Annotated in this window: 20 protein-coding genes; 9 read left to right on the top strand and 11 right to left on the bottom strand. The window is 40.6% G+C overall.

What is annotated here, in order from left to right; all coding sequences use genetic code 11:
• The first annotated feature begins 269 nt into the window (after nucleotides 1-269).
• The 3 genes from HUW48_RS15715 (at nucleotide 270) to HUW48_RS15705 (ending at nucleotide 3,973) form a co-directional block, all read left to right on the top strand.
• Nucleotides 270-1,061: a hypothetical protein gene (locus HUW48_RS15715; protein ID WP_182411852.1), complete on the top strand. Its 792-nt coding sequence runs from the start codon at nucleotides 270-272 to the stop codon at nucleotides 1,059-1,061.
• A gap of 322 nt (nucleotides 1,062-1,383) precedes the next feature.
• Nucleotides 1,384-1,965, top strand: a complete 582-nt coding sequence (locus tag HUW48_RS15710; RefSeq protein ID WP_182411851.1) for a hypothetical protein — start codon at nucleotides 1,384-1,386, stop codon at nucleotides 1,963-1,965.
• 91 nt (nucleotides 1,966-2,056) lie between these two features.
• Nucleotides 2,057-3,973, top strand: coding sequence for a RecQ family ATP-dependent DNA helicase (locus HUW48_RS15705; protein ID WP_182411850.1), 1,917 nt, complete (start codon nucleotides 2,057-2,059; stop codon nucleotides 3,971-3,973).
• Between the two features lie 33 nt (nucleotides 3,974-4,006).
• On the opposite strand, the gene HUW48_RS15700 is transcribed toward HUW48_RS15705, so the two are convergent.
• Nucleotides 4,007-4,507, bottom strand: coding sequence for a hypothetical protein (locus tag HUW48_RS15700; protein ID WP_182411849.1), 501 nt, complete (start codon nucleotides 4,505-4,507; stop codon nucleotides 4,007-4,009).
• Nucleotides 4,508-4,874: 367 nt separating this feature from the next.
• On the opposite strand from HUW48_RS15700, the gene HUW48_RS15695 reads away from it, so the two are divergent.
• Nucleotides 4,875-5,765, top strand: a complete 891-nt coding sequence (locus HUW48_RS15695; protein ID WP_182411848.1) for a COG4315 family predicted lipoprotein — start codon at nucleotides 4,875-4,877, stop codon at nucleotides 5,763-5,765.
• A 122-nt stretch (nucleotides 5,766-5,887) separates the two neighbouring features.
• Here the strand turns inward: HUW48_RS15695 and pncA are convergent, their stop codons facing one another.
• From pncA to HUW48_RS15670, 5 genes are all read right to left on the bottom strand, one after another.
• Nucleotides 5,888-6,496: a bifunctional nicotinamidase/pyrazinamidase gene (gene pncA / locus HUW48_RS15690; RefSeq protein WP_182411847.1), complete on the bottom strand. Its 609-nt coding sequence runs from the start codon at nucleotides 6,494-6,496 to the stop codon at nucleotides 5,888-5,890.
• Nucleotides 6,497-6,607: 111 nt separating this feature from the next.
• Nucleotides 6,608-7,879, bottom strand: coding sequence for a fumarylacetoacetase (gene fahA / locus HUW48_RS15685; RefSeq protein ID WP_182411846.1), 1,272 nt, complete (start codon nucleotides 7,877-7,879; stop codon nucleotides 6,608-6,610).
• Nucleotides 7,880-8,271: 392 nt separating this feature from the next.
• Nucleotides 8,272-8,541 carry a NifU family protein gene (locus HUW48_RS15680; protein ID WP_182411845.1) on the bottom strand — a complete coding sequence of 90 codons (270 nt, stop codon included), beginning with the start codon at nucleotides 8,539-8,541 and terminating at the stop codon, nucleotides 8,272-8,274.
• Between the two features lie 3 nt (nucleotides 8,542-8,544).
• Nucleotides 8,545-9,651, bottom strand: a complete 1,107-nt coding sequence (locus HUW48_RS15675; protein WP_182411844.1) for an Mrp/NBP35 family ATP-binding protein — start codon at nucleotides 9,649-9,651, stop codon at nucleotides 8,545-8,547.
• A gap of 397 nt (nucleotides 9,652-10,048) precedes the next feature.
• Nucleotides 10,049-13,240 (bottom strand): InlB B-repeat-containing protein, encoded by a 3,192-nt coding sequence (locus HUW48_RS15670; RefSeq protein WP_182411843.1) that lies wholly within the window; start codon nucleotides 13,238-13,240, stop codon nucleotides 10,049-10,051.
• An 824-nt stretch (nucleotides 13,241-14,064) separates the two neighbouring features.
• Between HUW48_RS15670 and dnaG the strand changes: the two genes are divergently transcribed.
• The 5 genes from dnaG to HUW48_RS15645 all read left to right on the top strand — a co-directional run bounded on the left by dnaG (nucleotide 14,065) and on the right by HUW48_RS15645 (nucleotide 20,429).
• The gene (dnaG, locus tag HUW48_RS15665) at nucleotides 14,065-16,008 is read left to right on the top strand and encodes a DNA primase (protein ID WP_182411842.1); all 1,944 of its coding nucleotides are present in this window, start codon (nucleotides 14,065-14,067) and stop codon (nucleotides 16,006-16,008) included.
• 189 nt (nucleotides 16,009-16,197) lie between these two features.
• On the top strand, nucleotides 16,198-17,397 hold the full coding sequence (locus HUW48_RS15660) for a glycosyltransferase family 4 protein (RefSeq protein WP_182411841.1): 1,200 nt from the start codon (nucleotides 16,198-16,200) through the stop codon (nucleotides 17,395-17,397).
• Between the two features lie 205 nt (nucleotides 17,398-17,602).
• Entirely contained in the window at nucleotides 17,603-18,793 is a 1,191-nt protein-coding gene (locus HUW48_RS15655) for a glycosyltransferase (protein WP_182411840.1), read from the top strand.
• A 55-nt stretch (nucleotides 18,794-18,848) separates the two neighbouring features.
• Nucleotides 18,849-20,051, top strand: a complete 1,203-nt coding sequence (locus HUW48_RS15650) for a bifunctional 3,4-dihydroxy-2-butanone-4-phosphate synthase/GTP cyclohydrolase II (protein WP_182411839.1) — start codon at nucleotides 18,849-18,851, stop codon at nucleotides 20,049-20,051.
• A gap of 213 nt (nucleotides 20,052-20,264) precedes the next feature.
• Nucleotides 20,265-20,429: a hypothetical protein gene (locus HUW48_RS15645; protein ID WP_182411838.1), complete on the top strand. Its 165-nt coding sequence runs from the start codon at nucleotides 20,265-20,267 to the stop codon at nucleotides 20,427-20,429.
• A gap of 376 nt (nucleotides 20,430-20,805) precedes the next feature.
• Here the strand turns inward: HUW48_RS15645 and HUW48_RS15640 are convergent, their stop codons facing one another.
• From HUW48_RS15640 to HUW48_RS15620, 5 genes are all read right to left on the bottom strand, one after another.
• Nucleotides 20,806-21,423, bottom strand: coding sequence for an FMN-binding negative transcriptional regulator (locus tag HUW48_RS15640; RefSeq protein WP_182411837.1), 618 nt, complete (start codon nucleotides 21,421-21,423; stop codon nucleotides 20,806-20,808).
• 96 nt (nucleotides 21,424-21,519) lie between these two features.
• Complete coding sequence (locus HUW48_RS15635; RefSeq protein WP_182411836.1) at nucleotides 21,520-22,158, bottom strand: GrpB family protein; 639 nt, start codon at nucleotides 22,156-22,158, stop codon at nucleotides 21,520-21,522.
• 145 nt (nucleotides 22,159-22,303) lie between these two features.
• Nucleotides 22,304-23,314 (bottom strand): quinone oxidoreductase family protein, encoded by a 1,011-nt coding sequence (locus HUW48_RS15630; protein WP_182411835.1) that lies wholly within the window; start codon nucleotides 23,312-23,314, stop codon nucleotides 22,304-22,306.
• Between the two features lie 58 nt (nucleotides 23,315-23,372).
• Nucleotides 23,373-24,095, bottom strand: coding sequence for a sialate O-acetylesterase (locus HUW48_RS15625; RefSeq protein WP_246343496.1), 723 nt, complete (start codon nucleotides 24,093-24,095; stop codon nucleotides 23,373-23,375).
• A 338-nt stretch (nucleotides 24,096-24,433) separates the two neighbouring features.
• On the bottom strand, nucleotides 24,434-24,895 hold the full coding sequence (locus HUW48_RS15620) for a hypothetical protein (protein ID WP_182411833.1): 462 nt from the start codon (nucleotides 24,893-24,895) through the stop codon (nucleotides 24,434-24,436).
• Nucleotides 24,896-25,360 lie beyond the last annotated feature (465 nt).

Genomic DNA, 25,360 nt, shown 5'->3' with positions numbered 1-25,360 from the left:
AAACGCATATTATCAAGCAAATATAAAATTGAAACCTTATTACTTTAAAATAGTAGAAAAGCTTCCCTGCTTGGGAGAAACAATATTTTTAGAGTATAAATGTAATGCTTTTTCACCTTCATTTTTTTAGGTAAAAATGAGTTGAAAAATTGCTAAAAACTTTATTGTAAGATGTTGATAATCAGGTAGAATAATTTGCTTTTTTTATTAGCATAATGGCACCAAATACTAAAGAGATATGTTTTTAATTTGAACATAAAAACAAAGAAATGAATCAGGAAATTAAAGAAGACAAGTTAGTTAAGAAGGCGCGAATCGAGAGTTACGATATCGCGAAATCTGACGAAACCATGCACCTGGCCATCGACCTTGCGAAGTTTATCAAAGAGAATAAATTGTATCAAAATATTCAAGGCAAGGAATACGTGAACGTAGAAGGATGGCAATACGCTGGTTCCCGATTGGGTATTCTGCCCGTAGTGGAACATGTAATTAACGTAAGTACCGATACCGAACTAAAGTATCAGGCAAAGGTTAATTTGCTTAATTTACGTACAGAACAAATTGTGGGAGCTGGTTTTGCTATTTGTTCTAATAAAGAGCAAGGTAAAAAGTATTACCAGGAATTTGCGATTGCTTCCATGGCACAGACCCGGGCAATTGGTAAAGCTTACCGAAATATTTTGGCCTGGATTATTCGGGCGGCCGGTTACGAGCCTACACCAGCCGAAGAAATGGATTACAGTGGTAATACTCCGGAAACTCCCCGGGTGGAGCAGCCGCAAGCAGTAGCGGAAACAAAAGCTATGAAAGCGGTTCCAGTAGAACCAGAAAAGCAAGAAACTGCTCCGGCCGCCGCTGCGTCATCGGTTAAATATGCTTCGGCTAAGCAAAAAGAAGAAATTATTCGTTTGCTGAACAATCCGGTGATTACGCGCCAGGAGAAAACTAAGATGTTATTAAACATTAATAAATTGGATGAAGAACGTGCGACGCAAGCTATCGCGAAACTGAAAAAAGTAATTGAAGATCGCGAAGAAGAACAAAACGCAGCTGCTTAATTATTCTTCCAAAACTTACTTTTAATCGTTAAAGCCCGGTTCTGAAAGAGCCGGGCTCTTTTTTTATATAGGCTTCATTTTTAAGTTATTAAATTTATTCGTATTTTAGATAGAACCACTCTAATCTTAGGCTTTATTTAAAAACACAGGAAAAACTTCAAGCCGTAGATGGATAACATACGATGCATTCTGGTAAAATTTAATTTTTAAGTTTATTTTATCATTATATAAGATGCTTAAGTTCTATTTTTCCTTTTTGTTTTTTCTTTTGATTATAGTTTCAAATATAGCAAAAGGACAAAGCCAATTGTACACAATTCGTGTGTACGATAAATTAACCAAAGAGCCAGTTAGAAGCGCCTCCATCGTTCACTATGATTCGGTAGTAACTAAAACCAATTATGCTGGCTTTTTTCAGGTAAAATCAAATCCTGGCGATACAATTTTAATTACGCACAATAATTATGGGGCGCAATCCTTAGTAACGCCATCTAAAACCGATTTTCAAATAGGGCTTGAAATTCTTAAGGAGAAATTAGAGTTTGAAGAAGGGTTGGGAAATTTTTATAAACATTTTGGCAAAAGTATCCGTTATCCTGCGCAACCACTGCGCGCTAATATTACCACTAAAATTTTCGTTGAATTCAAAATAGATTCATTAGGCAGAAGTAATTTAGTAAGGGTTTATAATGATCCTGATAAAAGTTTTTCTCAGGATTTACCTAAAATTTTTAAGAGCTTAAAAGGTTCTTGGAGTAAGAAGTATGTTGATAAAACCTTTATATTACCTATTATCTATAGAATTCAGGGGAGAAGCCAGAATGAAAATGCACTTCCCGAAACTGTTCAGGCAGATATAATTTTAGAGGATATTGTGGTAACCGCGCTAGGTTCAAACAAATAATCGAATTATTCCGAAAGAAGGGTTGCAAATTGCGTAGGAGCACCATCCATATCATTTAATTTAGTAATTTTGAGCTCCAAAACTACTTTCCTTGGAGCTTACTATTCACCAAATCTTACAACAGTTCTGGCATTATAATGCCTTCCGGCCATTACAGGAAGATATTATTCAATCCGTTTTGGCAGGTCAAGACACCTTAGCATTGTTACCTACAGGCGGCGGCAAATCGATCTGTTTTCAGGTGCCAGCACTAGCTAAACCTGGTATTTGCCTGGTTATTTCGCCTCTAATTGCCCTCATGAAAGACCAGGTAGAGCAGCTGCAAAAAAGAAACATTGCGGCGGTAGCTATTCATTCTGGACTGAGTAAGCACGAAATAGATATTATTTTAGATAATTGTGTTTTTGGCCAGGTAAAGTTCCTGTATGTATCGCCGGAACGCTTGCAAACCGACATTTTCCGGGAGCGGGTAAAACGAATGTCGGTTTCTTTACTGGCCGTAGACGAAGCGCATTGTATTTCGCAGTGGGGTTATGATTTTCGGCCGGCCTACCTCCAAATTGCTGAACTGCGTACATTATTACCCGATATTCCGGTGTTAGCGCTCACCGCCACTGCCACAGAAGTAGTAAAGCAAGATATTCAGGATAAATTATTATTTCAGAAAGCGAAAGTATTTCAACAGAGTTTTGCGCGGGCCAATTTGTCTTATTCTTGTTTGGTTACCGAAGACAAGCATGCCCGGTTATTAGGTATTCTGCAGAAAGTACCGGGTAGTGCTGTGGTGTACGTTCGCAGCCGACGGCAAACCGTAGAAACAGCCAAATGGCTGCAAGCTCGGGGAATATCCGCCGGAATTTACCATGCCGGCTTATCTTTTGCCGACCGCGCTAAATTTCAGCAGCAATGGATAGAAAACAGAACCCGGGTAATAATTGCTACTAATGCTTTTGGAATGGGCATTGATAAGCCGGATGTGCGGCTGGTAATACACCTGGATTTGCCCGAAACGTTAGAAGCCTACTACCAGGAAGCCGGAAGGGCTGGCAGGGGTGGCAAATACTCGTACGCCACCGTGTTGCTTGGCCCCGCTGATACCGAAGATTTACGAGCTAAAGTGACCGAAGCACATCCACCCATTGACACGCTGAAACGGGTATACCAGGCTTTGGCTAATTATTACCAGATTGCCGTAGGCAGCGGCGAGTTTACTTCTTTTGATTTTCAAATAGATGATTTTACCCGCACCTATAAATTGAAAGCTTTGGAAGTGCACCACGCTATCCGAAAACTAGAATCTGAAGGATTGCTGCAACTAAACGAAGCCTTTTACGCTCCTTCTAAACTCTATTTTTCTGTAGACCACGAAGAATTATATAAATTTCAAATAGCACACCACGAATTTGATGCTCTTTTAAAAACCTTACTGCGAATTTACGGGGGTAATTTATATTCCAGCTTTGTTAAAATTAACGAACGCCAAATTGCCAGCTACCTGCAAAGTACCGAAGCAGCCGTTCGGAAAACCCTAGAATATCTGAGCCAAAGAAATATTGTAGAATACGAACCCCAACGGGAAGCGCCTCAGTTGTTGTTTACCACTCCCCGCTACGATGCCGCTAACTTACCGTTGGATAAAGCGAAACTAACCCAGTTCCGGAAAACGGCTGTGCAAAAAGCGGAAGCAGTAATAAATTACCTGGAAACTACTAACCGGTGCCGCACTCAATTGTTGCTCCAGTATTTTGGCGAAATAACGGATGAATATTGCCGGATTTGCGATTATTGTCTGGCCCGCAAAAAAGAACAACGAAAAGAAGATAATTATAAAATTCTTCACGATCAAATAATTGCCCACCTTAGCCAGCAGCCTTTGCACCCTAAAGCATTAGTAGCGCGCTTCGAACCTAAATTCGCTCTTGATTTGACTAATATAATTCGCAACATGCTGGAAAAAGGACAATTAAAATACGATAACCAAAGCAAACTAGAATTAATTAAAAGTTAATGTATAAGTCATAAATGACTATCTTTTTAGTAATTACGGGACAATAGAAACAGAGTCCGCATCCGTAAAATCTACTATTTCAATTTTTAAATCCCTGGCTAAAAAGTGTAATTTATTTAAAACCGATTCTTTTTCTAACGCTTGAATTAAATGGATTTTATTTTCTTCGGAGAATTTTAAGTAACCGTTATATACTCTGGAAGTGAACGTAGTAGAAGTAGCGGTGGAGTATAAAGTACGGCTTACCTTACTGGATTGGATAAAAGCATATTCTATTAAATCATACGATTGAATGCGACTATGTTTATAGCCTAAAATCCACAGGTATTGCTTAAATGTTTTATCCCGCACATTTATTTCTAAGCCATAGTGGGTTGTAAAAACTATTAAAAGCAGGAAAAGTGTACTAACCCCGAAGAGAAAATAGTAAGTAGGTATAAGGCAAATCCCAAAAATAAGCAGTACTACTGTCATAAAGCCTGTAGTACCAGAAAAATAATTAACCGTTTTGTAATTGTAAATGGTAGGCTTCATTATTCTGGTTAAGAAACAGGTGAAAGTTCTTGTTTAATTCTTATAACAAGCTGATTTTTAGCAATATTGTTATCTTCCTAAAATATAGCTATTAGCAGGTTCTCCAGCAAATAAGGTTCTAATTTTTTTAAAAAAATTCTGGTGCCAATCAGGTATTAAGACGGGATAACTCTAAATGCATCCGAAAATAGAAACGTAAAGGATACCAGATTCTGAAACCTGATAAAATAAATAAAAATAAATAAAAAAATTAAAAAGACGAGGCAACCATTAGGCGTTTTGTTACGACCTGTAAGTAATCCGGGCTGGTTCGAACAACTGAGATTTAAATCAATACTTACAACTAATTCACAAAATGGTTACTGCTATGAAACACCTATTCCGAAACAGCTTACGTTTTCTGCTCCCCGCCTTGCTTCTGTTTACTTTTAGTTGCGATGATGACAAAGAGGACAACAATACTCCCACTCCGCCCACCGTTACCGAGCAGGTAAAACTCCAGAATAGTTCTTCGCTGGGTAGTTACCTGGTTGATAAAGATGGTCGTGCCTTATATTATTTTTCGAATGATGCTGATGGCCAAAACAATTGTCCTGGCGGTTGCGAAGCCTTATGGCCTTACTTTTTTGTGGAGAACCTAACGGCCGATATGTTGGGTGATGGCTTAGATTTAGCAGATTTTGCTACAATTACAGCGGCAAACGGCAAAAAGCAATTGACTTATAAAACCTGGCCTTTGTATTATTACGCTCCGGCCGCAAATGGTACCAATACCTTAGAGGCTCCTAACCAAACTACCGGCGAAGGAGTAGGAGGGGTTTGGTTTGTAGCCAAACCTGATTATACCATTATGCTGGTAAATACTCAATTGGTAGGTGATGATGGAAAAAATTATAAATCGGATTATACCGAAGGCGAAGGCAAAACCATTTACTTTACGGATGGTAAAGGCTTAACCCTGTACGGATTTAAGCCAGATAAAGCCAATAAAAATACCTGGACTAAATCCGATTTTTCTAATAATTCCATCTGGCCCATTTATGAAACCGATAAAGTAGTCGTTCCTTCTACCCTGGATAAAGCCTTGTTTAGCACTACAGATGTATTTGGTAAAAAACAACTAACCTATAAAGGCTGGCCTTTGTATTATTTTGGGCCGGATGATGAGGTGCGAGGATCTAACAAAGGCGTAAGCGTACCGTCACCTGGTGTATGGCCGGTTATTCAAAAAGATATTGCTGCTGCTCCCCCACAATAATTTTTAATAAATAGAAAATTACTAAGTTTTTACCTCCTACCAACTAATTAGTGTTATCGGGTACAAGCCTTACTTGTACCCGATTTATTTTAGTAAATAATTTTAAAGAATTACATAAAAATTTACAACAAAGCCCCGCTTTGGATAATTTTGCCGCCTCTGTTATGAATATCTGCTTTCGCCTTCTCAAATCCTTCCGGACTTATCGGGCGAGTGGCATCTTCAATTAAATACGTTTTAAAACCTTCCTGTAAAGCATCCTTAATCGAAAAATAAACGCAATAATCGGCAGCTAAACCAGCTACAAATACCTGTCGCACTTGCTTCCCGCGTAAATAATCGGCCAAACCGGTACTTTTCCGGTGACCATTATCGTAGAAACCACTGTACGAATCAATTTCCGGATTGGTACCCTTCCGGAAAATGGCCTCTATGCGGTTGGTTTCCAGTACTTGGGAAAACTCAGCTCCTGGCGTTCCTCGCACGCAGTGATCGGGCCAGAGTACTTGTTCCAGTCCATTTAAATTTATAGTCTCAAATACTTGCTTATCAGAATGTTGGGAAGCGAAACTTTTATGCAAGATAGGATGCCAATCTTGCGTAGCTATTACCAAATCAAAGTGTGGTTGCAATTGGTTAACTACCTGAATTATCTGGTCACCTTCGGGTACGGCCAAAGCCCCTCCGGGTAAAAAATCATTCTGAATATCAATTAAGAGTAACGCTTTCATAGCCATTTGTTTGATTTAAGAAGTTTAAATAAAGTAAAATACTTCCGAAATTGAATTCTATTCAGTTGTTTTAAAAACTAAATAGTTTTGAAATGAACTTGTAGGTAAATCTTAGATAGATGGTAAAATTTTGGTTCGCACTTCACCAAAGCCAATCCGGATACCATTGTGTTCGGCGCAGCCTTTAAATATTATCGTGTCGCCATCTTCAAGGAAAGTTCGGGAGAAAGTATCCGCTATTAAAATAGGTTTACTGCCGTTCCAGGTTAGTTCTAACAACGAACCGTAAGAGTTAGGCTCAGTGCCGCTTATGGTGCCGGAAGCGTATAAATCGCCTACCTGAATGTTGCAACCATTGCTGGTTTGGTGGGCGAGTTGTTGATTGATGTTCCAATACAAATGGCGCGTGTTCGTTTCACTAATAAGGGTTGAATTATGATGGAGCGTTTGAAGATAAACCTTTAATTGAATATCAAAATGTTTATTTCCGGTGTATTCTAAGTAAGGCAAAACGGCCGGGTTTTGATGAGGACCCGGTACCCGAAAAGGCTCTAATGCATCTAAGGTTAATACCCAGGGCGATACCGAAGAAGCAAAATTTTTTCCTAAAAATGGCCCCAAAGGCACATATTCCCAACGCTGAATATCCCTGGCCGACCAGTCGTTAAATAAAACTACTCCGAAAATATGATCTTCGGCTTTGGCGGTAGAAATGGATGTTCCCAGAGCCGTATTGGTACCTGTAATAAAGGCAAATTCTAATTCAAAATCGAGTTGCTGCGTAGGCATAAAAGCGGGGAGCGGCGAATCGTTGAATTTAATCTGGCCTTTCGGACGATGAATATTGGTGCCTGAAACAACAATAGAAGAAGCCCGGCCATGGTAACCTACGGGTAAATGTTTCCAGTTGGAAGAAAGCGGATTTTCGGGATCCCTGAAGAGAAGTCCGACGTTGGTAGCATGTTCCAGACTGGTATAAAAATCGGTGTAATTACTAATTTTTACCGGCAAATGTAAAGTCGCATTTATTTGCTTTATCAAGCACCGATGCATGATTTGGTCGTTGTCGCGTATTTCGTCGTTGTCGGTTCGTAATAACTCCGAAACGCGTTCCCGTACTGCCCGCCAGGTGGGTTTACCTAAAGCGATAAAGTCGTTTAAATAAGGTCGGTTAAAAACCGTAGGGTCAATATCCAACAGGTCAAACAATCCTTCCTGAGCTACTGAGCATAAATCCAGAATATAATCGCCAATGGCTACTCCTACCCGTGGGTCGTGGTGACCGGTACTAAAAATACCAAACGGAAGGTTTTGGATAGGAAATTCGCTGGTCGTAGAAATTTGAATCCAGGAATGGAGTTGTGGATCGTTGGCTTTTATCATCTAATTGGGTAATGATTAAATGGATGAACACCGGATGAATATTCTAAAATACAAAAAATATAAAGTCAAAGCTATTTACCCTTCCATTGAAAAGATGGCTTTTACTAGAATAGCTACTTTTTTGTACTACTCAGGTTAAATAAATAAGTTTTGATGAACCAACTGTATCAAAGTGATAAGTGCTTTTATATATTTTAGAAAATAAAGCAATCAGGCTTTACCTAAACTTCAATTGCTTGAGCAACCTTCTGCAAGATTGTTTTAAATTAATCTTTCAGCCTTAAATACAAAAACAAACTGCTGCCTCCTCGGGTAAAATACCGAAGAAACAGCAGTTTGCTTGCTTCAATTATAAATAGGTGAGTCTAAAATTGAGAGAGTTAATTTCTTTCTTAAGCTACCGGCAAAGTAAGGTTTACTGCTTCTACCGCTCTAATTTCCGGAACTTCGCGCTTTATAGCCTGTTCTACCCCGGCTTTTAACGTCATAGTAGACATAGTACAAGCACTGCAAGCACCCATAAATTCGAGTTTTAATACCATCTCGTCGGTAAGTTCCAACACTTTCACGTTGCCACCGTCCGCCTCCAGGTACGGCCGAATTTGATCCAGTGCGTACTCTATCCGGTCGAGGAAAATATTACCTGTTTGATTTGCTACCATAATTTATTGCGTAATAATGGGTACTATTTTGGTTTTTTCTAAGCCGGCATTGCGTACTGACACTTGCTGCGCTACTGCCTGCGCTACTTCTGCGAACACGGCGGCAGCCGACGATTCCGTTTTCATGATTTCGGGTTGTCCGGCATCGCCACTTTCCCGAATACTTTGCACCAACGGAATGTGCCCTAAAACGGGTACTTGCCAACGCTCAGCCAACTTTTGAGCCCCACCTTCTCCAAAAATATAATACTTATTTTGTGGGAGTTCGGCAGGAGTAAAGTAAGCCATATTTTCGATAATGCCCAAAACCGGCACGTTAATTTGCGGCTGACGAAACATTTGTAAACCTTTTTGAGCATCGGCTAAGGCTACTTTTTGCGGCGTAGTTACAATTACAGCACCCGTAACCGGTACTGTTTGTACCAACGTTAAATGAATATCACTGGTTCCCGGAGGTAAATCAATCAACAAATAATCCAATTCGCCCCAGTCCGTTTCGGTAATAAATTGTTTTAAAGCAGAACTGGCCATTGGTCCGCGCCATACTACAGCACTTTCGGCTGGAGCCAGAAAACCAATAGACATGAGCTTAATACCAAATTTCTCTATGGGTTGAATTAAATTTTTGCCGTCCGGAGTTCTAAATACGTGGGGACGTTCCTCTTCTACTCCAAACATAACCGGAATAGATGGACCCGAAATATCGGCATCAATTAAACCAACTTTAGCTCCGGAATTAGCCAGCGCAATGGCTAAGTTTGAAGTTACCGTAGATTTACCTACTCCACCTTTACCCGAAGCAACCGCAATAATATTTTTTATGCCACCGAGTATGCCTTCGTTGTTGGCGCGGGCCGAAGTAACGCGCGAGGTCATGTTTACGGTAACCTCCGCCTCTTTATCTACCATTAACTTAATGGCGTTAATACAGGCATTCCGGATTAGATCTTTTAAAGGGCAAGCCGGAGTGGTAAGAATAACGGTAAAGGAAACGTGTTTACCATTAATCTGAATATTTTCAATCATGTTTAAAGTAACCAAGTCTTTTCCTAAGTCTGGTTCCTCCACATAACTTAATGCTTTTAATACATCTTGTTGGGTAATTGCCATAATTTTTTACCTGTTTAAAAGGCGGCGCAAAGGTACAAACAAATGAACAAAATACTACCATTGGCCTATTTATAATCTAACAAGCAGCAGGCAGAAAAGATTTAAATACCGCTGGTTTTTAATTATTTAAGTAAACTTTTCTGTGAATTTCTTTTATGATTAATTTACTATTTTGATTCTTTAAAATCAATTTTAAAGTGATTTGTTTCTGTTTAAATGGCTAAATAGATATGCTACAATGGTTTATATCGTAATTTAATTAGGATGATTAATTAAAAGTAAATTTTGTTGCGTATTAACAACAGGATGCTTTAACAATATTCGAATTACAGGTTATAAAAAATAAAAAGGAGCTGTTATTTACGTGAATAGCTCCTTTTATAGATTATTTGTTAAATTACTTTACCAGCAACTTGGCTTGTTTTTTACCAGAGACAGCCGTAGCCCCGATAATATAAAGTCCGCTTTTTAGGGGTTGTTTATGGTATATTTCGGTGAGGATGGCTCCTTTTTGATCGGTAAAACTAGTTTTTGTTTGAATTAACCGGCCTGTTACATCATACAGAGTGAGCGTTACCAGTTCCTGAGGAGCGAAGTTTTGCACATCAGCGTAAATTTTATCTCCCGCATTGGGGTTAGGATAAACTTTCAACATAGCTTTAGCAGCCGCACTTTCAGGAGCTATATTTTCTCCAAGATTCTTTCGGGCAGCAGTAGCAGGAGCAGGCTGATCGGCTCGTAATAAAGTAATGCGGGGTTTGCCATCGCCGTTGCCATCGTAATATTCTGAAAGGTACAAGTTGCCGTTTTGCAAATCTTCCACTATGTTTAAAGGATTAGAGAACGGGCGGCGTAAACCCGGAATTTTAATGCCTTCGGTTGCTTTTATAATATCTTTGTTAAATGTGCCCGGCTCCAGTACTATTACATCGTCGCCGCCACTAAAGCGGCAAACCAGTAATTTACCTTTTAGCTTGCCCTCAAAGGCATTGCTCTTGTACTCAATAACTCCGTCCGGCGATTTATTGGTGCCAAAATCGTATGACCAGCCCCGGTAATTGGGTTCAGTTGGGGTACCTACCGGATAACCGTATTGTACCCCGTTCATTGTCCAGACTACTTCACCAGGGTCTTGTGCTTCGGTAGGGTTACCCCCGTTTAGAATATATTCGTTCCGTAAATAATTAGGATGGCCGTAGTAACCCCCTTGCGCTATCCGGAATAAGTAGTCGCTTTGGGTATCGCGCACATCCATAATGGCAGGAATATCGGGTCCGGGGTAAGGCTGGCCATTCGACCAAATAGTACCGGCTTTAAGTTCCGGCAAGTTGCCTCCCGCCGCTGAGCCGTTGGTGGGTACGTACAATTCGCCATTAGAATGCCATATCAAATCGTAAGCGTTCCGTAAGCCAGTGGCGTAAATAGTTAAAGGCGCATTGGGAATATAAGGATTGTAAGTGCCTCCTTCTTCGGTTTTTGCGTCGAGCGGTAAGGATTGCTGCTGAAGTAAATTTACATCTAATCGTAATACAGTGGCAGTAAGCAAATGTTCTGCCCGCAAACCCCATGCGTCGTCCGGCGCACCCATTGCTGAATTACTGCCTTGAGTAAAATACAAAGCACCATCCGGGCCAAAATCAATAGAATTAGTAGAATGATCTTTATACGAACGAGGTAAATTAATTACATAATCCGTGACAATTGGCTGGGCAGGATCGTTTAAGTTTATCTGCGATATTTTACCGGCCCAATCCGGAACATTGGTAAAAGCCCCCGAAGAATGACTTATCCAGGCAATTAAATTAGTAGCCGAGGCATTCGGATCAAAACGAAATCCAATTAAAAGCCTGCGGGTCGTATCAAAAGGGGCAATAGTTATATTATTCGCCAGCGAACCATCCGGATTAATATCCCACCGTTCTATTTTACCACCCGAAGTAGTCGCGTAAAACCGACGGTCCGGGCCAATGGTCAGGCTCGTAAATCCATCGAAGCCAAAGGTATTATCTACTAAAGTTTGTTCGGTAAAAGATACCCCCGATAAATCGGTGGGCACATCCCCAACGGTATTGGTAGTGCTAAACCGGGAAGTAAAAGGAAGAATAGAATAGCCCAAACCATCTTGTACCTGTTCGGTAATAACAAATTCGTAAGTAGTATTGGGAGCTAAAGTAGCTGAAAGCGTGATTGCATCTCCGGCCGCCGAAGCATTTACCGCCGTTCCTTCCACCGGAGTTTTAAGATCGTTGGATACAACGGTAAATAACTTAACCGTATTGGGGTTAACGGTATTACCATTAATGGATTGCCCACTGGGATATTTTAAATCCACGGAGATAGACTGATCCAGAGGAACATCTGCTGCTCCATCTGCGGGCCGCACCGCCGTTACATAGGGCCGTAAGTTATCAGATGCTTTTACTGCCACAATATACGTGTTTTTAGAACCTAAAGCCGGACGCGCCAGATTGCCTCCAATCGTTACGGTACCAGCCGGAAAGGTTTTACTGTATAAATCCAGGTGGTCGATGCGTGGATCATTAATACCAATGCTTTCCGTTGTTTTTTGCCAGTAGCTGAGCCATGCCGGTAAAACCAGAGCGAGCGGATCGTAGGCCACGTAAACGGTTGCTTCCTGGCTCAGTTCAAACGAAAGTACCTCCGGTAGTCTATTCGCTTTATCATCGTTGGGTGTTTTAATAAAAGGCGCCCCGTTTAGAAAAGCGGGTACCGAAGTGGCCTGGTACGTGCGGTCGGTGTAGAGAAGGGTGCCAAGAGTTAATTCGGATACCGTATAAAGCCGCGGACTCTGGGAAATAAGGTACGATATTAAAGCGCCGGGTGGCTGTAAAGGTCCAAAATTCGCCTTTAGGTTTTTATTGCCATCCATTACTAGCGTGAGCGGATTAGCGCGGCCTTTTGCTGCGCCGCTCCAGCCATTAAACTGGTATCCTTCGGCGGCAGTAGCGGTTAACGTAACACTTTCCCCTTTATTAAATCGGGTTTGATCCGGGCTTTTTGTTACACTACCACCTTCGTTACTGGCAACAGTTAAGGTATACTGGGCCTGGTTAATAACACTAAAACGAATAACGGACGAAGTACCGGCTGTTCCGCGGCCATTGATTTGGGAGTAAGGAGTAGCAATTAAAGTGTAATCCCCTAAAGGTGGTGTCCAGGCACTAAAATCACCATTAACATCTCGGTATAAACCATACGGAGCTGTATTTTCGGTATGATTACGCACTACAGGTCCAGCTAAGTAAAATAACACACTGCCCACCTTAGCAGGATCTGTAACTGCCTGAATATTTAATTTTCTAGTGGGAAGAGCCGCTAAGTTCAGGACGGCACCATCGGTAATTAGTTGGATAGCCTTATCGTTATTGGCATTAATCAGGTTAAAGCCTGCTATCTTTAAGTCGCTATTGGCAGTTTGAATCTGTTTTGTATTGCTTGTTTTTTTACTTAAAGCTGACTGCGCTAAATAGCCCTGAAAGCTAATCAGAAAACCGAAAATTGCTACTACAACCCATTTTCTAGAAATAATGCCGAGAAATTGTTGATAATAAGTATAGTTTTTTTTCATACCTAATGGATTAGTAAATTTAAAAATCAGAATGCATGAGTTTGGTGTACAGTAAGTAGAAGGTTGAAAAACAGGCTTGAAAAACTGACTGGGTAATCGCTTACCTACTTTACTGGAAATACTTTATTCTGGTTATAGGCACCGCTAAAGATTGAATCAAGTTTCTTAACTATTTAACTTACCAGGTTTTAGAAGAGAAAAAGTTCTACTATTCTTTAGCAGCACTTTTAGTGGGTTTAAAAGAAGTGGAAATAAGTCGAAGAAAATTGCTTTTAAATTTTTCGTCAAGGCTAATAAAGGTAGAAACAAGAACAAGCAGAGCCTTTTTAGTAAATGAAAGCATGCCTGAACAACGAAGAGTTAATAAGAGTAGGCTTCGCAAAAGTTTAGTAAATATATAAGCTGCGAAGAGGTTTTACTTTAAAGGTTCCCTAACAGTTAACGGATAGGCAAGCACCACAGATTTAGTTTTATGAAGGGGTGTAAGAGTTAGATTTATTATTGCGAAGGATTATACCTACTCCCATGAGTAAACGAGGCTAATCCCTGAATGCAGTATAATATTAACCACTGAATAAGGCTTTCCGCTTTTACAATAATCAGGTAATTATACTCTATTACGGCCTATTTTCAAAGCTTTTATCTCATATTCTTTCTAAGATTATTTCCAAATTATTGATTATTCTTTATTTCAATCAACTGCTGAAAATAGTAGGTGTATGCTTATTTAGAAATCAAAATCATTTTCTTGCGGGTAGATATTTTACTTATTTAGAACCCGAAAATTTTATCTTTGTAAGGAAAGTAAAAAGAGGCAAGAGTAAATGGCCCTGATAAAAAAAGAAACGGTAGACCAGATTTTAGCGCAAGCCGATATTGTGGAGGTAGTGGGTGATTTTGTTTCCCTGAAAAAGAAGGGGCAGAATATGTGGGCACCATGCCCTTTTCACAACGAGAAGTCTCCTTCGTTTTCGGTATCGCCGGCAAAGGGAATTTACAAGTGCTTTGGCTGCGGTAAAGCGGGAAATTCGGTGCAGTTTATTATGGATGTAGAAGGCACCAGCTACGTGGAAGCTTTAAAATACCTGGCTAGAAAATACGGAATTGAAATAGCCGAAGAAGCAACCCCCGAAGCCACCAAAGCCCAAAACGACCGCGATAGCCAGTACATTCTTTCTAATTTTGCCAAAGATTATTACCAGAATATTCTTTTTAATCACGAACAAGGCAAAACCATTGGTTTGCCTTACTTACACGAGCGAGGTTTAGGTTTACCTACCATTAAAAAGTTTGAACTGGGTTATAGCCTGGAAGCCTGGGATGGTTTTACTAACCAAGCCCTGGCGCAAGGGTATCAGCAGCGTTTCTTAGAAAGCACCGGGCTAACCATTTTTAAAGACGATAAAAAATACGACCGCTTTCGGGCGCGCGTTATGTTTCCGATTCATAATGTATCAGGGCGGGTAATAGGGTTTGGGGCGCGAACGCTTAAATCAAACGATAAAACACCGAAATACCTGAATTCTCCGGAGTCGGAAATTTACCACAAGAGCGATGTGCTGTATGGCTTGTTTCAGGCCAAAAATGCCATTCGGGCACAGGATGTTTGTTATTTAGTAGAAGGATATTTAGACGTTTTATCGCTGAGCCAGGGTGGGATCGAAAACGTAGTAGCCTCTTCGGGTACTTCGCTTACCGAAGGACAAATTAAGCTGATTGGACGGTATACCAAAAACATAACTGTACTTTATGACGGCGATGCCGCGGGTATAAAAGCTTCTTTGCGCGGTATTGATTTAATTCTGGAAGGTGGCCTAAACGTGAATGTGGTAACTTTTCCGCAAGGCGACGACCCGGACTCATACATCCGGAAAGTAGGAGATTTAGTTTTTAAAGAGTACATCGATGCTCAGGCCCAGGATTTTATTACTTTTAAGACTAACCTTTACCTGCACGAGGCCAAAGACAACCCGGTAAAAAAAGCAGATGCCATCCGGGAAATAGTAACCAGTATTGCTAAAATTCCGGATTCTATAAAAAGGCAGATATTTTTAAAACAATGCAGCGCCTTGTTCGGGATCGACGAAGATGTACTGATTGCCGAATTTAATAAAATCTATCATCAGAATCGCCAGCAACAACAAAAACAAACCAGTACGGCTGCGCCGTCGCGGCCATTAACCGACGAAGAACTGGCCGAAGCGGAAGCATACGCTCAAGAAACTGAACAGGAACCCGATCCGGAACTGGATTTAATTTACCACCACGAGAAAGAAGTTATTCGGTTGGCACTTATGTATCCGGCCAATTCACTTTCCGACCAGGGTGTTTACCTGTTACCTTACCTGCTCGAACAACTAGATGATACTACTTTTCACACGCCGGTTTTTCAGGAGATAATGGATTTTGCCCGCCAAAAACTAGAACAAGGCCACTTTCCGCGTTCCGAAGATTTCACGAACCATCCGCAGTCCGAAGTACGTACGGTAGCCATTAATTTAATGAGCCAAAAATACGAGCTGAGCGAAAACTGGCAAACGCACCAGATATTTGTGCCCCGGGAAGTAGACCAATTGCAGTACGCCACCGATACCGCCTTATTACGCCTGAAACGTTGCAACGTACAGCAAATGATAAAGGAAAATATGGAACAACTTAAAAGTTTGACGGACTTCAACGCCATTAAAGATCAAATGGAAATTCTTAAAACGTTGAAAACGTACGAAGATCAATTTTCGGAACAATTGGGTACGGTAGTGGCCCGGTAATGAACAGGTTTGCCAATAAAAAAGTAAATTTTTACCTTGGTTCTGTTCTGCTAATTACTTCAAACATTTTTGAAGAAGTATCAACAAAATTTTTCTTTAATCACGAAAAATTAGAAAGAGAAAACTGCTAATAATTTAACTTTTGCAAGGTTATAATTTAAGTATTTATTAAATTTCAAGTTACGCTTTTTGAAAACCCTTCATCTTTGTAACCGGGTGCCGTTTCCGCCGCACGACGGTGGTGCCATTGGAATCTACGACATTATCAGCAACTTAACGGCGGTTGGTTGTAATGTAACCGTGCTAGCGATAAACACTCCCAAACATTTTCAACCCGACGAAGTGTTGCAGGATAGGGCCCGTTTAATTACGGTTTTTGTAAATACCAACATTTCCGTAACTAAAGCCTTTTTTAATTTATTTACTTCTATCCCGTATATTTTCGACCGGTTTATTTCCCCGGCTTATACCGCTAAGCTCATAGAACTACTCCGTTCCGAAACATTTGATATTATTCAGGTAGAAGGCAGCCAAATGGCCTGGTATGTACCTACTATTCGACAATATTCCCAGGCACCCATAGTTTTGCGGGCACATAATGTAGAGTATACCATCTGGCAACGATTAGCCCAGCACGAAAAAAATTTACTAAAAAAGATATACCTGCGTTATACCGCCAAACAGGTCCGAAAGTTTGAGCAGGCTTATTTTCAGCAGTTCGATGCTATTGCCGCTATTACTCCCCACGACGAAGAACGCATCCGGGATTTAGGTTGTCAAACCCGGGTAGCCATTATACCAGCCGGAGTAGAAATGAGCCGTTTTGTCCGCAACGAAGCTATTCGCCCAAAGCCTAAAAGCTTGTTTATGCTGGGGTCTCTTAACTGGATGCCCAATCAGGAAGGAATTAATTGGTTTCTGGAAAAAATTTGGCCGATTATTAGCCAGGAAGTTCCCGATTTAGAACTGCACATTGCCGGTTCGTCGCCGCCCGAAGAATTAATCAATTTACGCGTACCCAACGTTACCGTTCATGGCTTTGTGCCAGATGCCGCTGCTTTTATGCAGCAGTACGAATTAATGGTAGTGCCTTTATTGTCGGGTGGTGGCATGCGCATTAAAATTGTAGAAGGTATGGGGGTAGGTAAATGTATTTTAACTACTCCCATAGGTGCCGAAGGTATTTCCATTACGCCTAACGAAAACATTTTAATTGGTGATACGTCAGATGCCTGGATAGAAATACTGCGGGCTTACTGCCAAGGCAAATTGCCAATTAACCAAATAGCCCAAAATGCGGCTACTTTTATTCAGCAGGAGTACGATAATCGGCTGGTAATAAAAAAATATTTAGCACTATATAGTACTATTATATCTTTTAAATATTAAAAAAAATTATCTATATTAGCGAAGATTGTATAAGTAGCGCCCTACGTTTAGGAATTATCTCTTTTGTTATTTAGTTACGAGAATCATATTATTAATTAGGCCATTTATTTGTTATATAAACGTAACACATTAATAAAGTGATAGTTACGTTTAAATTGGTTGTAATTAAAATTAGTGCTATCATAAAAAAGAAGAAACCTATTTGATGAAAATACTGATATTGTTATCGCGCGTACCTTATCTCCTCGACAAAGGAGATAAATTGCGGGCCTTTTATCAATTGCAGAAACTATCGGAGAAACACGAAATTATATTATTTGCCTTAGCAGATAAAACCGATCCTTTAGCAGAAGCTACCCAGGAATTACTAAATTACTGCCGGTACGTACATTTATTTCCCTTGCCTAAAGCCAGCATTATGCGCAATGTGGCTAGCGCTTTCTGGAATAAAAAACCTATTCAGGTAAATTACTTTTACGATGTAAAAGCGCAGGCTCAAATAGATGAGCTGATTGCACAACACCAACCCGACCATATTTACTGCCAGTTAATCCGGATGGCGGAGTACGTGCGGCACGTAAAACAAATTCCGAAAACCCTCGATTACATGGATGCTTTTTCGAAAGGCATGCTGCGCCGGGCCGAGATTGCGCCATTTCATTTAAAACCCATATTTCGCCTGGAAGCGGCTCGCTTGAAAAAGTACGAGGCTGCCGTATTTGCCGATTTTCGGTATAAAACCATTATTTCGCGTCAGGATAGGGACTTTATTGCTCACCCGCGCCATAAGGATATTGCCATTGTACCGAATGGCATCCAGACAAGTTACTTTCACCCGCTTGATGTACCCAAACAATACGACCTGGTGTTTACCGGCAATATGAATTATGCCCCCAACATTGAAGCGGCCATTTTTCTGGTAAAAAAAGTATTGCCTTTAATAAAAAAACAATTTCCGGAAATAAGAATATTACTGGCCGGCGCTAACCCGAGTTACCAGGTGCTATCGTTGGAATCGCCTAATGTTACGGTAAGTGGTTGGTTGCCCGATATTCGGGAGGCGTACGCGAGTGCCCGCGTGTTTGTGGCTCCTCTTTTTATTGGTACCGGCGTGCAGAATAAGGTTTTAGAAGCAATGGCCATGAAAGTTCCCTGCGTTACTACCCAATTAGTAAATAACGGCGTGGGAGCGGCTAACAATTGCCACCTTCTTGTGGCTAATACTCCCGGAGAATTTGCCCAACATATCTATACTCTGCTTACCAACCGCGACTTAAATGAGAAATTAACCCAGCGTGCCCTGGATTTTGTGCACGAAAACTACAGTTGGAGCAAGGCCGTGGGGCAATTAGAACAAGTATTTGACCCTGAATACGAAAACGTAGAACATTCTTGAGTAACTTTGTTTTAGTATTGGGAGCTTTTCCGAATTATAAACAAGGACTTACATTATGTTCAATACCATTGAAGAAGCCATTGAAGATATAAAAGCGGGTAAAATCGTGATTGTGGTGGACGATGAAGACCGCGAAAACGAAGGTGATTTTATCTGTGCGGCTCGTACGGTTACGCCGGAAATAGTAAATTTCATGGCAACCCACGGTCGTGGGCTTATTTGCGTTCCGCTTACCGAAGAACGCTGCGAACAATTAGGCCTGGAACTCATGGTGGGCCGTAATACCGCCCTGCATGCTACTCCTTTTACCGTTTCCGTAGATTTAATCGGGCACGGGTGCACTACTGGTATTTCGGCCAGCGACCGGGCAAAAACCATTCTGGCCCTCGTCGATCCTAAAACTGATCCGGAATCTTTAGGCAAACCCGGCCATATATTTCCGTTGCGCGCCAAAAAAGAAGGCGTTATCCGGCGGGCGGGGCACACCGAAGCGGCCGTAGATTTGGCTCGTTTAGCTGGCTTCGAACCGGCGGGCGTGTTGGTCGAGATTATGAACGAAGACGGATCGATGGCGCGCTTGCCCGATTTAGAAAAAGTAGCAGATCGGTTTAATTTGAAATTAATTTCGATAAAAGATTTAATTAAATACCGCTTAAAACAAGAAAGCCTGATTACCCGGGAAATTGCCGTGGAATTGCCTACGGATTACGGTAAATTCGATTTGTATGCTTTTACCCAGCGCAGTAATGGGGCCAAGCACTTAGCTTTGGTAAAAGGAACCTGGACCGAAGATGAACCTATTTTAGTGCGGGTACATTCGTCGTGCGTAACCGGCGATATTTTTGGATCGTGCCGTTGCGATTGTGGTCCGCAGTTGCATAAAGCCATGCAAATGATTGAGGAAGCTGGCCAGGGAGTAATTGTGTACATGAACCAGGAAGGCCGGGGCATAGGGTTGTTAAATAAACTGCGAGCCTACAAACTGCAGGAACAAGGGCGCGACACCGTAGAGGCGAACTTAGAACTAGGTTTTGAAATGGACGAGCGGGATTACGGTGTAGGGGCGCAAATCTTACGTGATTTAGGAGTTACTAAAATGCGCCTGATTTCGAATAACCCGAAAAAACGTACTGGCTTAATTGGCTACGGATTAGAGGTAGTAGAAAACGTTCCGATTGAAATTGCCCCCAACCAATACAATCAACGTTACTTAACTACCAAACGCGATAAACTGGGCCATACTATTCTGAAAAAATAAATTAAGTAAAAACAACAAAGCCAGCAATCTTGCTGGCTTTGTTGTTTTGTTAAAAGTAACTATATGAAACATGCAATTGCTTATTTTGCGTTCTAATATCAAATTGTATCAAAAGCTACCATAGATTTTGCATGCTAGTAAGCATGTTCGTTGGAGCCTTTTCAAGTCTCCAGATGGCGGTGCTATCTAGTTTGACAGGGCTGAGTTTGCCTCGTGGCCGGAGGGCCTCGTTTGGCTCTTTCGGGCGGTTTAGCGAACCTTGGATCACTGCGTTGCGCCATGCTGCTCTGCAGCACCGGAACGCTAAAAGGCCCTCCACAGCCAAACTGGTGTCTATTGTGTTTAGTTACTGCTTTTCTTCCACATTTTGTATTGTGAAGGAGAAGGGAAATGATTATAATAGGCGGCTAGTAATGCCAAGAATTAATGGAATCAGACTTCCTAGTTCTGCTTTCCGTCTCAACATATTCTAATAAATTCGGCTTAATACAATCTAATAATACAAAAAAAAGTAAAAGCTGGGGCTAAGAACAAAGACACCAGTTTGGCTGTGGAGCACCTGCTAGGGTTCCGGTGCCGGAGGCATTCCGCAGCGGAGCGAGGAAAGGAAGGCTAGCGAGTGCGGAAGAGTCAAACGAGGCCCGCCGGCCAGGAGGCAAACTGGTTACCGTTCTAATAAGTTAGCACCGGAGCATGGAGGCTTGAACAGGCTCCAAAGAACAACCTCAAAGTCTGTTATAGCAACTACTGCTTACTATTGGGTATAACTTTCTAATTTCATAAAACTGCTAAGCTCCTTTTCGGTCGAATATTTACTTTTTTCCAGGGCGGCTATAATTCGTCGTTTCTCTAATTCGGTTTTATTCTGACTTAACTTTTTCTTTGCCTGTATCTCCGTTATTTCAACTTCAAAAGCCACAATTCCCTGGAGCATTTTATATTTAAATTCGTCCGGAAAGTTTTGCCATTGTTGTAAATAATCTGCCTCGAAAGTGTTAATCATGCTTTCCAGCACTTCCATTGCTTTTTCGTTTTCTGAAATAATTCTGCCGGAACCGTAGGCATGAACGGCCAGATAATTCCAGGTTGGCACGTTTAACTCTTTCTCGTAATGCTTCGGAGAAATATACGCGTGCGGCTCGTTAAAAATTACTAAAACCTTATTGTTGGTTATTTCCTGCCATTGCGGATTCGCTTTCGCAAAGTGGGAAGTCAGAATTAGCTTATCGGCTCTTTTATGAATATTAAAGGGAAGATGCGTAGCCGTTTGAAAGTTGTTTTTTACGGTTACAATAGTAGCAAAGCTATACGTCTTCATGAAGTTAAGCATCTCCTCTTCATTGGTCATCGCATTTAACTTTGGTACGTACATCGAATTTTATTTTACAGGTAAAACAGAATAATTAATGAAAGTAAAAATAGCAGTTTAGTTTTAGAAGATTGATAATTTAATGGGGTAATAATACATTTACGAATGAGTGGATAGCCCCTTAGCTGCGAGGAAAGAAAAATGATTGTTTTTCGTTTTATTTTGCCAATACCATTCCAGAGCAATTTGTTCAGTTTGCTTCACAAAACTGTTTTTGGCTTCGTTGTATTCGGTCATATCGGTAAATTCCAGCGCCGACAATTGTTTTTTCAACTTTCCATAATTTTCGCTAACGGAAGAATGCGCGCGTAAAAAATCTCTAAAAACCAGGTGCCGATGCCAGTCTTCGGTGTTTTTTACGATAATGTGCACATGAACTGAGGAAATAAAATCTTTCCCAATTATATATGAATCCTGGCTATCTATAATGGACGGAATAGTTAATGTAGATGGATTCAACCTTATGAAGAATCTGCGAGTAGGCCATTGGGGTTCGTATTTCTTTACGTAGGTGTAGCCTTCGTTTTGTAAGGGTAGAATAGTTTTATTTAGATCTTCAGAATAATTTAACCCTACTAAAATATCGATAATGGGCTTAGCTTCTAAACCTGGAACAGCAGTACTGCCAATGTGTTCTATGGTGGGGTTAAGAGATTGAAGAGTTTTCGCAATTGTACCTTTTTCATTCAAAAATATATTCGGCCAATCGGATTGGTACTCTTCGATTACCACTTTCATAGTAGTTTTTTCTGGTTTAGGATAGTTAGGTGCCGGACAAACTTAAGGAGTTATCTTTTATTTTGCCTCACTGAAAGTATTAAATGAATAATCAACCGATTTATAAGAAGCTTTTTTAGCCAAATAGGACGATTATTTAGTAAATTTATTCTATCAGCATAACCAATTTTTTGCCTTTAGTTTGGTTAGTTTCTAGTTTTTGGTGAGCTAACTGCACTGTTTCCACGTTTAAATTTCCGATGATTTCTACTTCAGCGGGTAAAATAATACGGGATTCAACTTTCTGAAAAAGTGTGGTTAGGTTTTTACCGTAAAGGCTTGTGTCGGCGATATTACCGCTTAGGGTGTAAGCATAATTGGCTACATTTAATATAGTAGTAGCTTTATTAAATAAAACTTCCCGGGCTTTAATAGTGGTTAAAAAAGTAACATCTACATAAACTCCGTGTATTTTTATCAACTCCGCGCAAACTTCTGCCATGTAACCTCCTACTAAATCAATGCAGCCATCATAAGTACCTCTAGGAACCTGGTCTTTGATTTTAGCTAAATAATCATTTTCATGGTAATCAATAATGTGCTTCGAGGGCAAACCTAGCGAAAGAAGATGGTTTTGACTTTCGGTATTGCCGGCAGTTGTTATTAATTTCTGGTATCCTCGGGTTAAAAGTAATTGAATAAGAATAGTGCCTACGCCGCCTGCTCCGCCACTCATAAATATTGTTGCCTCCAGAGGTAAAGTTAAGCGTTCAAAGCATTGCAAGGCAGTAAGACCAACCAAGGGTAAAGCCGCCGCTTGGGCGTGGGAAAGAACAGAAGGTTTTTTAGCTATTAATTGCTGAGGAATACTAATTAACTCCGCGTAAGTACCATTAGATGCTAAACTGCCTACGTAAGCCGTTATTTCATCGCCAGTGGCAAAGCCGGTAACGTTATGCCCCACTTCTAAAATAACCCCCGAAAGCTCCCGGCCTAGTATAAAAGATTTTAACAGCTTGCTTTCCGAGGAGCCTTGCCGCATTTGATAATCTATGGGGTTAAATGCCGTAGCCTTAATTTTTACCAGAACTTCATTTGCTGCTACATTGGGATTCTCTACTTCCGTTAAAGCAAAATTGTCGATGGAACCAAAGCTTTTTAAAACTACTGCTTTCATGGACACACTAAGATTTCGGGCTTTGTACGTTTGTTTTCTAAAGTTTAAGTAAACCGGATTAATGCGCTACTTGTTTTTGAAGCAGCATATAGCCCTGCGCGTACCTTTGCCCCATTAATCGAAGCCCTTCCGAATCAAAATGGATGTTATCTCCTTTATGGTTTAGATCGGAAGTGCTTACTACGGTGGTATTGGGGTCGGTAGAAGAATACTGCTTAATTTGCTCGTTTATCTGCATCCATTCATCTTTATCTTTCGAGAAAGTACCCAACTCACCGAGGATAATAGGTAAATTTTTATCCTCCATAATCTCCCTAAAATGAGTAAACAGATTCGTTAAACGGACTTTGTAGAGTGGAATGTCGGTAGGATTGGCATCGCTTTCGCCTTGGTGCCACAAAATAGCTTTTACCTGGCCTAAACTTTTCCCGATAGCGGCTTTTTCTTTAAAATTGGTAAGGAGTTTTACGTTGCGGTGCGTAGAATCGCCCAGCCATTGGCTAATAAAACTGCCCCCAACCGCCGTAGGAATAAGTAAAATAGAAACGCCATTGGGTACTTGTTTAATCAAGGTTTTCGCGAAGGAAAGCCCACTGCCTAATCCGGTATTATTAGGTTCGTAAAAGTGTAAAGGCTCTTTAGCTGTAATTACTTCGCCTTTTTGATTGATGGTAAATATTCTATCATTCGGAATAGTGTCAGCAGGTTCCACTTGTCCCCGGCCAGCCATGTTAGATTGCCCCGCCAGAAAGAACACCCAGGTATTTTCTTTCTTCGGCAAGTCCTTAACTTTTAATTCTGCTTTCGGGAAAAACTCGGTTCTTTTATTAACTAGCTGATGTTTACAAGCGGTAAATCCACAAAAAACTAAAATCAATAAAATTCTCTCTATTCTCATTCTAAGTATTCAAATACTTTATTGACCAATTGTATATGAGTATACTGTAGGGTTTGGCTCATACCGTAAAACAGCTTTACGGAGGTAAGAAATTCTCCGTTCAACTGTATGCCATTTTGTGGCTGATTAAAGATAATCAGCCATTTAAATTTTCTAAAATTCTGCTTTCGAAAATTTAATTTTATTTACGTGACTATCTGGTTTACCTAAGAGAAAACCGCTTATGCATTTTCGGCATTCGTTTGAGTATTTATTATTAGTTGCGTTATTGCAGCTGCCGCTAGTCCGCCCGTTAAGTATAATCCAATGGTCATTAGTTGAGTAGCTACCGTTTTATTGCTTGGTTCTTCCGGAAGGCCGAGTGGCTTGGGTAAAACAACCGCCGATACTCCAGCTATTAATCCTAATAATACTCCCCGGAGCCATATACCTTTTGTATTTCCCATTCCTGCCAGACCGTAATAGGCGGTATCACAGAAAAGCTCCCCGCCTACTGCCCATCGCTGTAGCTGGTCCTCAGAGGGTACTTCTTTATTAATGCTTTTTAATCCTCTTCGTATCAACTCCATATCGAGTATGTCCATGCTGGGTGCATCGGGGGTGACTCTTCTTAAGGCTTGATGGAGGGAAGCCACCGTCAGGGTTCCAGCTAACCCTCCGGCTAATGCAGCAGATACTTTCATAACAAATAATTTTGGCGTTTTTAAATAATTTTTGGCGGAAGGGTTACTTCCATAATTAACAAAATACAATGCCAGACCAATGGAAAGTTGCTAAGTACTTTATTTCCAGTGTTCTTCTATTTGTTACCTAAAAGGTAATCCAGATGTTTCATTTTTTTTTGGATGCTGCCAGTGGTAAACAACCTGTGGCGACTATGGCATGTGTAATTTTACTTTATGTTTAATTACGGATATATTTTATCTTTTCAATTAAAGCAAGAGCAAATAAATTAGTTAACCAATAAGCTATAAACATTGCTAGCATTAAAAAAGAAGCCTTAAAAGATTCCTTCTGTGGTCTATCATCGACACTGCTTATTAACAGAGGAACAAATACCAAAAATAGGAGAATAACCAAAATATATTTTCAAAGCCCAGGCCTAAAAAATAGGTTTTGGCTAGTAATTTTATTCCAGAAAGAAATCA

The sequence above is a fragment of the Adhaeribacter radiodurans genome, assembly GCF_014075995.1.
Classification (GTDB): Bacteria; Bacteroidota; Bacteroidia; order Cytophagales; family Hymenobacteraceae; genus Adhaeribacter; species Adhaeribacter radiodurans.
The sequence above is the reverse complement of the archived record's forward strand: the minus strand, read 5'-3'. Positions and strand labels throughout refer to the sequence as shown.